Source organism: Sphingomonas sp. OV641, from assembly GCF_900109205.1.
Taxonomy (GTDB): Bacteria; Pseudomonadota; Alphaproteobacteria; order Sphingomonadales; family Sphingomonadaceae; genus Sphingomonas.
On the sequence record NZ_FNZB01000009.1, the window covers coordinates 32031 to 44690 of the forward strand.

Consider the following 12660-nt stretch of genomic DNA (forward strand, 5'->3'; position numbering starts at 1 on the left):
GCCATGATCGCCCGTATCGTAACCTGGGCGGTCGAGAAGCGCTGGCTAGTCCTGCTCCTCACCGTCATCGTCGCCGCCATCGGCGCCTTTTCCCTCTACCGGCTACCGATCGACGCGGTGCCGGACATCACCAACAATCAGGTCCAGATCAACGTCCGCGCGCCTGCCCTCTCGCCCGAGCTGGTCGAGAAGCAGGTGTCGTTTCCAATCGAAACCGCGCTCGCCGGCACCCCCGGCCTGGAATATACGCGCTCGTTGAGCCGCAACGGCTTCGCGCAGATCACGGCGGTCTTTTCGGACGCGACGGACATCTATTTCGCCCGCCAGCAGGTGGGCGAGCGTCTGCGGGGCGTGCAAGAGAATCTGCCCGACGGCGTGAACCCTGAAATGGGTCCGATCGCGACAGGCCTGGGCGAGGTGTACATGTACACCGTTCGTCTCGATCATCGCGAGGACGACAAGCACAAGCCCGGTGAACCGGGCCAACAGCCCGATGGCAGCTACATCACGCCAGAGGGCGAGCGACTGACGACCGAAGAGGACAAGGCGACCTACCTGCGCACCGCGCAGGACTGGATCGTGACGCCGCTTCTGAAGACCACACCGGGCCTCGCCGGTGTCGACTCGATTGGCGGTTACGCCAAGCAGTTCCTCGTCGTGCCCGACGTGCAGAAGCTGGCCTCGCTCGGCATCACGCTGACGGACCTGGGAAATGCGCTGGAGCGCAATAACACCAGCGTCGGCGGTGGCTTCGTCAATCGCAATGGCGAAGGTCTGGCTGTTCGCTCGGATGCGCTCGTTCGCAATGCCAGCGAGTTGGCCAGGACCGTGATCGCGACACGTAACGGCGTGCCGATCACGGTAGAACAAGTTGCGACTGTGAAGACGGGTCAGGCGATCCGCATGGGTTCGGCATCGGAGAACGGTACCGAAGTCGTCGTCGGCACGGCGATCATGCGGATCGGCGAGAACAGCCGCATCGTGTCGACCGCGGTCGCTGAGAAACTGAAGACGATCAACGCTTCGCTGCCTCCTGACGTCGTAATTCAGCCGGTGCTGAACCGCACCGAGCTGGTCAATTCGACGATCAAGACGGTCGCGAAAAACCTGTCCGAAGGCGCGGTGCTGGTCATCGTCGTGCTCTTCCTGCTGCTCGGCAACTTCCGTGCGGCCCTGATCGCGGCGTTGGTCATCCCGATCACCATGATGCTGACAGGCTTTGGTATGCTGCGCGCTGGGGTCTCGGCCAATCTGATGAGCCTTGGGGCTTTGGACTTCGGTCTGATCGTCGACGGCGCCGTCATCATCGTTGAAAACGCGCTGCGAAGGCTTGCCGAGCAACAGCATCATGAAGGCCGATTGCTGAGCGTCAAGGAAAGGCTCGCGACCGTGGCAGCCGCCGCGCGCGAGATGATCCGGCCCTCGGTCTACGGACAGGCGATCATCATCCTCGTCTACGTGCCGCTACTCACGCTGACCGGCGTGGAGGGCAAGACGTTCGTGCCGATGGCGCTCACCGTCATCATCGCGCTCGGCTTCGCCTTCATCCTGTCGCTCACCTTCGTCCCCGCCATGATCGCGATCTGGCTGTCCAAAAAGGTGGAGGAGAAGGACGGCCGCATCATCACATGGCTGAAGAAGCGCTACGAACCCGGTCTCGACCGGGCGATGAAGCGCCCGACCCTGACGATCGGGGCGGGTGTCGGCAGCCTTGTGGTGGCGGCGCTTGCCTTCACCACGCTCGGCTCGGTGTTCCTGCCGCAGCTCGATGAAGGCGATCTGCTCATCCAGTCGCTCCGCATCCCGGCAACGTCGGTCCAGCAGAGTCAGGCGATGCAGGTGCCGATCGAGAGGATGATGTCGAAGCAACCGGAGGTGGCGTTCGTCTATTCAAAGACGGGCACCGCCGAGCTGGCGGCCGACCCGATGCCGCCGAACGCGACCGACATGTTCGTCATCCTGAAGCCGCGGAAGGACTGGCCGAACCCCGACCTTCCCAAGGAGGAGCTGGTAAGTCGGATCGAGGGTAATCTCGCGAAGTTCCCGGGCAATGCCTATGAGATCACCCAGCCCATCCAGATGCGCTTCAACGAGCTGATCGCCGGCGTTCGCGGCGATATCGCGGTGAAGGTATTCGGCGACGACTTCACACAAATGAACCGGACGGCCGAGCAGGTTGCTGCGGTGCTGCGCAAGACGCAGGGCGCAGCGGACGTGAAGGTCGAGCAAACGACGGGCCTGCCCATGCTCGACATTCGCGTCAATCGCGACGCAATGGCGCGTCTGGGCGTCACTGCCCAAGATGTGCAGGACATCGTCACCGCGACAATCGGCGGGCGCACCTCGGGCCAGATCTTCGAGGGCGATCGGCGCTTTCCGGTCGTGATACGGCTCTCTGAAGCGCAACGGGCGGACATCGGCCTTCTCGAACAGGTGCAGGTGCCGTTGGCGGGGGGTGGCTATGTGCCGCTTTCGAGCGTCGCCGACATCAAGGTGGTCGATGGTCCCAACCAGATCAGCCGCGAGAACGGGAAGCGTCGCGTGGTGGTGCAAGCCAATGTGCGCGGTCGCGACGTCGGCAGTGTCGTTGCGGACGCGCAGGCGGCGATCGGTAGCCAGGTTCGGCTGCCCGCTGGTGCCTATCTCGAATGGGGCGGCCAGTTCGAGAACCTGCAATCGGCAAGCGAACGTCTGAAGCTGGTCATTCCGGCCTGCTTCATCCTGATCCTGTTGCTCCTCTACGGGGCATTGGGATCGGTCCGCGATGCCGCGATCGTCTTCACCGGCGTGCCCTTCGCGCTGGTGGGCGGCGTTCTGCTGCTGTTCCTGCGGGGCATGGACTTCTCGATCTCGGCGGCGGTTGGCTTCATCGCCTTGTCGGGCATCGCGGTCCTCAACGGCCTCGTGATGGTCAGCTCGATCCAGGACCTGATCCGGTCGGGGCTATCGCGCGAAGAGGCGGCCCATGTCGGCGCAATGCAGCGTCTGCGGCCCGTCGTCATGACCGCGCTCGTCGCCAGCCTCGGCTTCGTGCCGATGGCGCTTGGCGAAGGCGCGGGCGCGGAGGTGCAGAAGCCATTGGCGACCGTCGTCATCGGCGGCCTGATCTCGGCAACGCTGCTGACGCTGTTCGTGCTGCCGACGCTCTACGCCCGGTTCGGGCAGAAAGTGATCGAGAAGCCCGAGCACTACAATGAGGAGCATGAAGGGGACGACCACGGTCAGACCTTCGTGAACGACTTGGCCTGAAGGGTGAGCGGGGCGATCCGCGATCGCCCCGCTCATCTCTGGGAGATGGGGATATGCCTCGCACCATAACCAGCTCAATGCTTCACGGCGGGCCACTGCGGATCTGGTCGGCGATCACCGATCCGGATCATCGTCGGGCTTGGAGTCCGCTCGTATTCCTCGACAACCCGTGCCAGCTTGGCGAGACGGAATGTACCTTCGCGATCCAGGGCATCACCCGACCAATTCGGACGCCAGCACGGATTGATCGATTCGATAAGCCGCACGCCTTCGCTTGGTCCTGCGGCATCCCTTATCTGTTCACGCTCGAAGAGCGGTACGAGCTGGCAGGGGACGACGGTGGCACCAGGCTAACACATAGCTGCACGCTGCGCGGGGCGCTGTCTTTGCCGTTCGCGGCGATGATGTTGCGTCGCCTGCGGTCCCTGATGATCGAGGCTGACGATCGCCTCGCAACCTATCTGCGCTGGCGGGTGGGTCAGCCTGCCCGTGGGATCAATCGTCAGCGCGTCCCCTCCCGGTACAGGAGGAAGGCGCGATGACGCCGTTGAAGCGGGTTCTGCCCGCCCTCATCCTCGTTATCGGGCTGGCGGCTTGCACGGAAAGCAAGCCGCCAGCCCCGCCAACGGAGCAGCAAATCCATTCGTCCGACAGCGCCGTGGCGACCGGGGAAATGGGGCGCCATCCCTATCGCTGTTCCGACGGGGAACCGCTGTTCGTCGACTACAAGGACAACGGCCTGCAGATCGATTTGCGGCGCTCCAGCAGCGCCGTGCCCATGACGCTGACCGCGCCAGCGCAGGGCCTCCAATATGTCGGCGAGACAGCCACCGCGACCTTCAAGGGGTCGCAGCTCACCATCGTGGAAGGCGAAGGCCGCACGCGGACCTGCGAACGGGAGGGCACCCGATGAACCGTCCTGTCTTCCGACACGTCGCACTGCAACGGGAGAGAAACGATGTCTGACACGTCGATCTCGAATGTGATGGCCATTCGCGCCGAAGTGATCGCGCGAAGCCGCGCCTTGCGCGAGGCGCAGCCGACGGCACCGCCCGGCGTGACGCCGACCGCTCCAGCCTCAACCTTTGCCGACACCCTCAATGCCGTGGTGGCGAAGGTCAACGAGACCCAGGAGCAGGAGGATGTCGTCACCGAAGCATATGAACGGGGCGAAACCACCGACATTGCGACCGTCGCGCTCATCCAGAGCCGTGCATCCATTACGTTCGAGGCGACGCTGCAAGTCCGGAACAAGCTGCTGTCTGCATATCGAGACATCATGAACATGCCGATCGGATGACGATCGCGGAGATAACTAAGGCGGTATTGGTATGATTGTCGGCACAAGGCCACGATTTACGCAGATTATTGTCGAGGTTTGGAAGCCCCTCACGATCCTGTTCGTGTGGGACGTGGCGGTGACGGCATTCCACATGATGACCCCGATCAAGGAACCGCCTTTGCCGACGGCGCTGTTCGGCACTGCCATCGCGCTCTTCATGGGGTTTCGGACCAACGCCGCTTATGCACGCTGGTGGGAAGCGCGAACTCTTTGGGGCGCGCTCATCAATTCCTCGCGCAGTCTGGCCCGGATCACGCGCAGCCTGACCAAGGGGGAACCCGAGGGCAGTGAGATACGGCACCACATCATCCTGAGGCAGATCGCCTTTGCGCACTCGATGCGCTGCCAGCTTCGCCGACAGTCGCCCTATGAAGAAATTGCCCGGGTCGCCGGAACGGAGGTCGCCGATATGGCGGTCACTCGCCTGAACCCTGCCAATGCGCTCTTGGAGGACATATCGGGCATTTACGCTGACGCGCTCGCGGAAGGTCGGATCACCGAGATCCAGCAGGCAACTGTGGAGCGCGTCCTGATCGACATCGCCAATGCGCAGGGCGGCATGGAGCGGATCAAGAACACGCCGCTGCCCAATGGCTTTCGGTTCTTCCCGAACCTCTTCACGCGTGTGTTCTGCGTGCTGCTCCCGATCGCGCTGGTCGAATCCCTGGGCCTTGCCACGCCGATCGGATCGACGCTGATCGGACTCGTCTTCCTCGCGGTGCTGAGCATCGGCGAGGATCTGACCGATCCGTTCGCCAATAGCGTCCACGATGTCCCGCTCACGGCCATGTGCCGCACGATCGAGATCGACCTTCTCCAAACCGCGGGACTTCCGGCCCCCGAGCCGCTGACACCTGATCACGGGGTGCTGTGGTGATGGGCATGCGCGCCTTGCTGCATCTGCCCGGGCTCACGATCGCGCGCGTTGGCGCCGTTCTCGTCACCGGCGTGATTGTAGGGGCGTGCAACCCGGCTCCGAGCGAACCTGTCGAACCGGCTCATGACAAGCGTGTGACGCCAAGGCTGATCGCGCAGCGCATCATGTATTGCGACGACGGCACCCGCGCCGATGTCGACTTCATCGACGACGGCCTGAAGATGGCCGTCACCTGGCTGCCGAAGGGCAGGACCGAGATCCTGCGCGCCCAGCGAACCGGTGATGAATTTCGCGGCAACCAGTCACGGGCGGTCGTGGCGGGCGGGGCGATCGCCTTCATGCGGCGCGGGAAAATCCACGTCTGTCACCGAACCCCGGAGGGATCATAGGATATGCAGGCACTGCTTTACACGCTTGCGCCTGTGCTGGCGGTCGTAATCGGCGCGATCATCGCGAGCCGCACAAAGTTAAATCCTGGCCTCGTGGCGGGGCTACAGCATCTTGCTGCCGGCGTCGTGTTCGCGGCGGCAGCGACTGAAATCCTGCCGCAGGTCAAGCATGAGGCTTCGCCCAGCGCGACGTTGATCGGCGGGGCGGCGGGCGTCGTAACGATGCTGGGTCTCAAGGCTTTCGAGGCCCGCTTCAAGGGGCCGATGGCGCTGCTCGCCGCGATCGGCATCGACATCCTGGTCGATGGCCTGGTGCTCGGCCTTGCGTTCGTCGCGGGCGAGAAGGCGGGATTTCTGCTGACGATCGCGCTGACACTCGAAGTGCTCTTCCTGGGTCTGACACTGACCAACGAGCTGGCGGAAACCTATCGCTCGCGCCTGCGCATCATCGTGATCGTCTCGGCCTTGGCGCTGCTGCTGCCGATCGGCGCGCTCGCTGCCGTTCCTGTCGCCACGCTCTCGCCGGTAATGGTCGCTGGCTTCCTGAGCTTTGGGCTGATGGCGCTGCTCTACCTCGTCACGGAAGAGCTGCTGGTTGAGGCGCACGAGAAGCCTGACACCCCGCTCATCAGCTCGATGTTCTTCGTAGGGTTCCTCGCCCTCCTGACGCTCGAGGAGATCATGGGATGAATGCGAGCAACGACAACGCGGGCACGCAGGAGCGTCGCACGCTCTGGATCGTGCTGCTGCTGAACGCAGCAATCGCAGCGGGCTTTTTCGTATCCGGCGCGTTCGCCGATTCAAGTGCGCTCATCGCCAACGGCGTCGACAATCTGTCCGACACCGCCGTTTACGCTCTCAGCCTCGTCGCGCTGACCCACGGTAAGACGTGGAAGACGCGCGCCGCGATCGCATCGGGGGTAATGCTGCTGATCTTTGCGGGCGGCATCCTGATCGATGTCGGGCGACGCTATGTGCAGGGGAGCGAGCCGATCGGACCGACCATGATGGTCATGTCGGCGATCGCCGGCGTCGTAAACTACCTCTGCCTGCGGCTGCTCCAGCGGCTCAAGGATCCGGACGTTAACCTACGGGCCGCCACCACCTTCAGCTTCAATGACTTCATTTCCAATGGCGGCATCCTGATCGCGGGCGTGCTGGTGCTGTGGCTGGGCACCAACTGGCCGGACCTTCTGGTCGGCTTCGCTACCGCCATCATCGCCATCAAGGGCGGTGTCGAAATCCTGCGCGACGCGCGCGCCGAAACCAAGAAAAGCGAAAGGAGGTCGTCATGAACGACAAGCTCGAACTCGATATTCCAGTATTGTTGCCGGACCTTCCTGACGCGGCCGACGCTTGCCTGGACCGTCTCGTATCAACCCTGTCAAAGCGCGAAGGCGTCGAGCGGGCGCATGTGATCTGCCTCGACGGCGACACGCCGGCGGCCCTGTGCATCCATTTCGACGCTGCCAAGCTGCCGCTGCCGCGCTTGCGCGAGATGGTGCGCGCCGCGGGCGCCGAAATCACCGAACGCTACGGCCATGCGATCTGGCAGGTGACGGGGATCAGCCACGAGCGTCGGGCGCGCACCGTCAGTGACGCGCTATGCGCGCTGCCGGGCGTGGTGCAGGCGAGTGCCAGTACCAGTGGGTCTGTCCGGGTTGAATATGACCGCCGCGAGACCACCGAAGAGGAGGTGCGTTCGGCGCTTCGCAAGTTGAAGGTCCGGGTGGGCAAGCGGGTCGCCGCCGACGACCATGCCGGCCATGACCATGGTCCCGGTGGGCACGGGGCGGGCGAGGAGAAACACGGTCCTGGCGACGGTCACGACCATAGCCATGCCGATTTTCTTGGTCCCAACACCGAGTTGATCTTTGCGCTCGCTTGCGGCGCGCTGCTGGGAATTGGCTACGCGATCGAGAAGCTGGCCACCGGTGCACCGGACTGGCTGCCGACCGCCTGCTACATCGCAGCCTATTTCTTCGGCGGGTTCTTCACGCTGCGCGAGGCAATCGACAATCTTCGGCTGAAGAAGTTCGAGATCGACACGCTGATGTTGGTTGCTGCCGCCGGCGCCGCTGCGCTGGGCGCATGGGCCGAAGGCGCGCTGCTGCTGTTCCTGTTCAGCCTTGGCCATGCGCTTGAGCATTACGCGATGGGACGCGCCAAGAAGGCGATCGAGGCGCTGGCGAAGCTCGCGCCCGAAACCGCGACCGTGCGACGTGACGGGCAGACCAGCGAAATCCCGGTCGAGGAGATGGTTGTCGGGGATATTGCTATCGTCCGACCAAACGAACGCCTTCCCGCCGATGGTTTCGTCATCACGGGCACGAGCGCGATCAACCAAGCCCCGGTGACCGGCGAGAGCATCCCGGTCGACAAGGTGCCGGTCGCGGACGCGGCAGCCGCCCGCGCCAAGCCCGATGCGGTCGAGGCGGAGAGCCGCGTCTTTGCCGGCACGATCAATGGCGGCGGCGCGATCGAGATCGAGGTGACGCGCCGATCCAACGAGTCCGCGCTCGCCAAGGTGGTGAAGATGGTGAGCGAGGCGGAGACGCAGAAGTCGCCGACGCAGCGCTTCACCGATCGGTTCGAGCGCATCTTCGTGCCCGCCGTCCTGATCCTGTCGGTGCTGCTGCTGTTCGCCTGGGTGGTCATCGACGAGCCGTTCCGCGACAGCTTCTATCGCGCGATGGCGGTACTGGTCGCAGCGAGCCCTTGCGCGCTCGCGATCGCGACGCCGAGCGCGGTCCTGTCCGGCGTCGCGCGCGCGGCACGTGGCGGTGTGCTGGTGAAGGGCGGTGCGCCGCTCGAAAACCTCGGCTCGTTGAAGGCGATCGCCTTCGACAAGACCGGCACGCTGACCGAAGGGCGCCCGCGCATCACCGATGTCGTGCCCGTCGACGGCACCGACGAAGGCGAGCTGCTGTCGCTGGCCGTCGCTGTCGAGGCGCTGAGCGATCACCCGCTGGCCCAAGCGATCGTCAACGACGGCCGCGAACGCCTGAATGGGCGCCCGTTGCCCACCGCTGGCGACCTCAAGAGCCTGACCGGTCGTGGCGTCACCGCGAGCGTGGATGGCGAGACGGTGTGGATCGGCAAGGCCGAGATGTTTGGGGGCGAGGGCATACCGGCGCTGGGGCAGGGGGCGCAGGACGCGATCGCGAAGCTGCGCGAGAACGGCCGCACGACGATGGTCGTCCGCAAGGGAGACCGCGACCTAGGCGCGATCGGCCTGATGGACACGCCCCGCGAAGCGGCCAAGACCGCGCTGCGCCGGCTGCACGAGATGGGTGTGTCGCGGATGATAATGATCTCCGGCGATCACCAGAAGGTCGCCGAAGCGATCGCCAACGATGTCGGAATCGATGAGGCGTGGGGCGACCTCATGCCCGAAGACAAGGTGGCCGCAATCAAGAAGCTTGCCGGCGAGGACAAGGTCGCGATGGTCGGCGACGGCGTGAACGACGCGCCCGCGATGGCGAGCGCCACGGTCGGCATCGCAATGGGCGCGGCGGGGTCGGACGTAGCGCTCGAGACGGCCGACGTAGCGCTGATGGCCGACGACCTGGCGCACTTGCCGTTCGCGGTCGGCCTGAGCCGTCATACGCGCGGCATCATCCGTCAGAACGTGTTCGTCAGCCTGGGCGTCGTCGCCTTCCTCGTGCCTGCCACCATCCTCGGCCTCGGCATCGGGCCAGCGGTGGCGGTCCATGAGGGATCGACACTGCTCGTCGTCATCAACGCGCTCCGGCTGCTCGCCTACCGCGACCCGGCGGGGAACGCGGCATGAAGTGGCTGGTCGCTTTCGACCTCGACGGCACGCTCGCGGAGAGCAAACGCCCGTTATCGGAGGATATGGCCGCGATCATCGCCCGGTTGCTCGCCGTTACCGATGTGGCGGTGATCTCGGGCGGGGACTGGCCACAATTCGAAAAGCAGGTCGCGTCGCGCTTGCCTGCGGACGCAGCGCTCGACCGCCTCTGGTTGATGCCGACCACCGGCACCAAGCTCTATCGCTTCATCGATGGGGCTTGGTGCGTGGTCTATGCCGAGCTGTTCGACGATGCGGAGAAGGCGAAGATCCGCGCGGCCTTCGACCGGGCGCTGGCCGATGCCGGCCTCGCCGATGAACGCATATGGGGCGAGCGGATCGAGGATCGCGGCAGCCAGATTACCTTTTCGGGGCTGGGGCAGGCGGCGCCGCTGAAGGAAAAGGAGGGATGGGACCGGGATCGGAAAAAACGCACTGCATTGCAGGCGACCTTGCGCGCAGTGCTGCCGGGCCTCTCGATCAATCTTGGCGGTACGACATCGATCGACGTGACGAGGGCAGGGGTCGACAAAGGCTACGGCCTGAAGCGCCTGAGCGCCGAAAGCGGCGTGCCGCTCGACGGCATGTTGTTCATCGGCGATGCGATCTTCCCCGGTGGAAATGACTATCCCGCCGTCGAGATCGGCCTCGACACGGTCAGGGTGCGCGACGTTGCGGAAACCGCCGCCGTCGTGGCCGCCATCATCGCATGTCTGCACCGGTAGGTTCGCAGATGTTCACGATCCTCGCCTTAATCACGAGCGCCTTCAAGGCGCTCGGCCCAACATTCGTTTTTAACCTCCGATTTGGAGCGATCGCGTAGAACAGGCAGGCCGGCATGTTTCAAAGCTCATGGTGGGAGATAACCACCCATATCATCAGTCTCGCCGTCGCCTACGCGCTTGCCCTTCCGGTTGGCTGGGATCGCGAGAAGGACGCCCGTAGCGCAGGCATCCGCACATTCCCGTTGGTTGCCATCGCCAGTTGCGGCTTCGTGCTGGTAGGCATCGCGATCCTCGGCCGCACGTCCCCGGCGCAGGCCAGGTTGCTCGAAGGTCTGATTACAGGCGTCGGTTTCATTGGGGGCGGCGCGATCCTGAAGAAGGGTAGCAAAGCCTCGGGTACGGCAACAGCGGCCAGCCTGTGGGCGACTGGCGCGCTCGGGGCGGCCGTCGGCTACGGCCTATACGATATCGCCTTCATCCTGAGCTGCACCACCTTCCTGACCCTGCGCTGTTCTCGTCCGCTCAAGCGCGCTACCAATGGCGACGCCTGTACTCCGGCAAGTCCATGACGACCTCTCAGGCGAGCCGATGGACACATCCAGTGCAAGCCCTCACCCGACGTTGGGCGCCGGCGCGGACTATCCCGGCGCGGGACCGCCAACACCGCTTGCTGCGCTGGGCGACGCTGTTGGAGCGCAATCCTCACCAGATCATCGGCCTGCTGCCTCCCTCTTGGGCAGGCGGTGACGCGCGCGGCCCGATGATCGATCGGCCGAGCGCGATCGATGTCGCATGGGACGATGTGGTGCTGCGTGTGATGGGGCTGGCGGGTCGATCGCGCCGTGAAGCCAAAGCATTCTTCGGGCTGTCGGACGCGGAATTGGATCGAATTGTCGCTGGGTCGTGGCGGTGTCCGATCCGCCCCGCTTGGCAGGTCGCCGCGCGGATCAGGAACGTCGAGTGCCCGCGACTGGAAAACGCGATCGTAGGATCGGTCCTCGCCCTCATCCTCGTGTTCTGCGCCATCTTCTATTGGATCATCTGACGAGGCTGTCTTGTGTTCGACATCATAACATCGATCCTATCGGCACTCGGCGGCTTTGGCGTCTTCCTGCTGATGCTGGCCGAGAACGTCTTTCCGCCGATTCCATCGGAAGTGATCCTGCCCCTTGCGGGCTACACGGCCGCGCAGGGGCGCGGCTCGCTGTGGGTGGTCGTTATCGCTGGCACCCTCGGATCGGCCGCAGGAGCGATCCTATGGTACTATGTCGGGCGCTGGATCGGCATCGATCGGTTGAAGCGCTTTGCTTCTCGCCACGGTCGATGGCTGACGTTGACGGCGGACGAGATCGATCATGTCGATCGCTGGTTCGACCGCTATGGCCGTTGGGCGGTTCTGTTCGGACGAATGGTCCCGGGAGTCCGGACGTTGATTTCGGTGCCAGCAGGGGTCAGCGGAATGCCCCTCGGTCCGTTCCTGCTTTCCACGCTTGCCGGCTCGGCAATATGGACCGTGATCCTCGTGCTAGCCGGCTACGAGCTGGGCGAACGCTATAATCAGGTGGCGAGCGTCATCGAACCGGTCAGCAACGCCGTGCTCTTGCTGGCCGTCATTTGGTATCTCTGGCGGGTCGCGACCTTCGGGCGATCCGGGGATCGCCATTGATGAATGTCAATGGCTCGTCTCCCGTTTTTCCCGCCGGACTTTGGCTTACGGCAGCTTCGATGCTGGTCTTCGTCACGCGCTACGCCAGTGCCCTTGGCCTGGTCCCGCGAGGAACCACGTTCATTCTCATCAAGTGGATCGGGAGGCTTTACCGCATCGGGTTTCGCGCATGGCGTCGCAACGGGGGGAAGTGGCGCTGGGCCGCATCATCAAGATCCACCGCCACAAGGTAAGCGAAGCATCCTATGTACTATCTTGCAGTCAAGGCCATCGTCTCGGGCATACTAATCGCGGCAGCGTCGGAAGTGGCGAAGCGCTATCCCGGGTTCGGAGCGCTGATTGCGTCGCTACCGGTCGTCTCGGTCCTTGGCATGATATGGCTGTGGCACGACCGGCCTGATGCGATGAACATGGCGGCCCATGCGCAGGCGACCTTCTGGTTCGTACTCCCCTCGCTGCCGCTATTCCTACTGATACCAGTCCTTTTGCGTCACGGAATTGGCTTTTGGCCAGCCTTGGCCGCCGGATGCTGCCTGACCGTCCTGCTCTATATCGCGATGGTTCTCGCACTCCGGCGCTTTGGCATCGCTTTGTGATT

14 protein-coding genes are annotated in these 12660 nt (G+C 64.1%); all 14 read left to right on the top strand.

Going from position 1 to position 12660, the window contains the following annotated elements:
* Positions 1–3: 3 nt before the first annotated feature.
* The 14 genes from BMX36_RS19390 (at position 4) to BMX36_RS19455 (ending at position 12658) form a co-directional block, all read left to right on the top strand.
* Positions 4–3249, top strand: coding sequence for an efflux RND transporter permease subunit (locus tag BMX36_RS19390; RefSeq protein WP_007406862.1), 3246 nt, complete (start codon positions 4–6; stop codon positions 3247–3249).
* Between the two features lie 53 nt (positions 3250–3302).
* On the top strand, positions 3303–3791 hold the full coding sequence (locus tag BMX36_RS19395; protein WP_043060768.1) for an SRPBCC family protein: 489 nt from the start codon (positions 3303–3305) through the stop codon (positions 3789–3791).
* A complete protein-coding gene (locus tag BMX36_RS19400) occupies positions 3788–4162 on the top strand; it encodes a hypothetical protein (RefSeq protein WP_007406844.1) in 375 nt (124 codons plus the stop codon). Before BMX36_RS19395 ends, BMX36_RS19400 begins: the two co-directional genes overlap by 4 nt.
* A 45-nt stretch (positions 4163–4207) precedes the next feature.
* Entirely contained in the window at positions 4208–4549 is a 342-nt protein-coding gene (gene fliE, locus BMX36_RS19405; protein ID WP_007406845.1) for a flagellar hook-basal body complex protein FliE, read from the top strand.
* Positions 4550–4580: 31 nt separating this feature from the next.
* Positions 4581–5468: a bestrophin family protein gene (locus BMX36_RS19410; protein ID WP_007406841.1), complete on the top strand. Its 888-nt coding sequence runs from the start codon at positions 4581–4583 to the stop codon at positions 5466–5468.
* A 5-nt stretch (positions 5469–5473) separates the two neighbouring features.
* On the top strand, positions 5474–5857 hold the full coding sequence (locus BMX36_RS19415; protein ID WP_007406861.1) for a hypothetical protein: 384 nt from the start codon (positions 5474–5476) through the stop codon (positions 5855–5857).
* Positions 5858–5860: 3 nt separating this feature from the next.
* Positions 5861–6547: a ZIP family metal transporter gene (locus BMX36_RS19420; RefSeq protein WP_007406853.1), complete on the top strand. Its 687-nt coding sequence runs from the start codon at positions 5861–5863 to the stop codon at positions 6545–6547.
* A complete protein-coding gene (locus BMX36_RS19425) occupies positions 6544–7152 on the top strand; it encodes a cation efflux transmembrane domain-containing protein (protein ID WP_007406859.1) in 609 nt (202 codons plus the stop codon). Before BMX36_RS19420 ends, BMX36_RS19425 begins: the two co-directional genes overlap by 4 nt.
* Positions 7149–9650 carry a heavy metal translocating P-type ATPase gene (locus BMX36_RS19430; protein ID WP_007406838.1) on the top strand — a complete coding sequence of 834 codons (2502 nt, stop codon included), beginning with the start codon at positions 7149–7151 and terminating at the stop codon, positions 9648–9650. Before BMX36_RS19425 ends, BMX36_RS19430 begins: the two co-directional genes overlap by 4 nt.
* The gene (locus BMX36_RS19435) at positions 9647–10396 is read left to right on the top strand and encodes an HAD-IIB family hydrolase (protein ID WP_007406852.1); all 750 of its coding nucleotides are present in this window, start codon (positions 9647–9649) and stop codon (positions 10394–10396) included. The genes BMX36_RS19430 and BMX36_RS19435 overlap by 4 nt, the downstream gene beginning before the upstream one ends.
* A 113-nt stretch (positions 10397–10509) precedes the next feature.
* Complete coding sequence (locus tag BMX36_RS19440; RefSeq protein WP_018251228.1) at positions 10510–10965, top strand: MgtC/SapB family protein; 456 nt, start codon at positions 10510–10512, stop codon at positions 10963–10965.
* Positions 10966–11084: 119 nt separating this feature from the next.
* A complete protein-coding gene (locus BMX36_RS19445) occupies positions 11085–11441 on the top strand; it encodes a hypothetical protein (RefSeq protein ID WP_231731359.1) in 357 nt (118 codons plus the stop codon).
* Between the two features lie 12 nt (positions 11442–11453).
* Complete coding sequence (locus BMX36_RS19450; protein ID WP_007406854.1) at positions 11454–12062, top strand: DedA family protein; 609 nt, start codon at positions 11454–11456, stop codon at positions 12060–12062.
* 245 nt (positions 12063–12307) lie between these two features.
* On the top strand, positions 12308–12658 hold the full coding sequence (locus BMX36_RS19455; protein ID WP_018251229.1) for a DUF3147 family protein: 351 nt from the start codon (positions 12308–12310) through the stop codon (positions 12656–12658).
* The last annotated feature ends 2 nt before the right edge of the window (positions 12659–12660 follow it).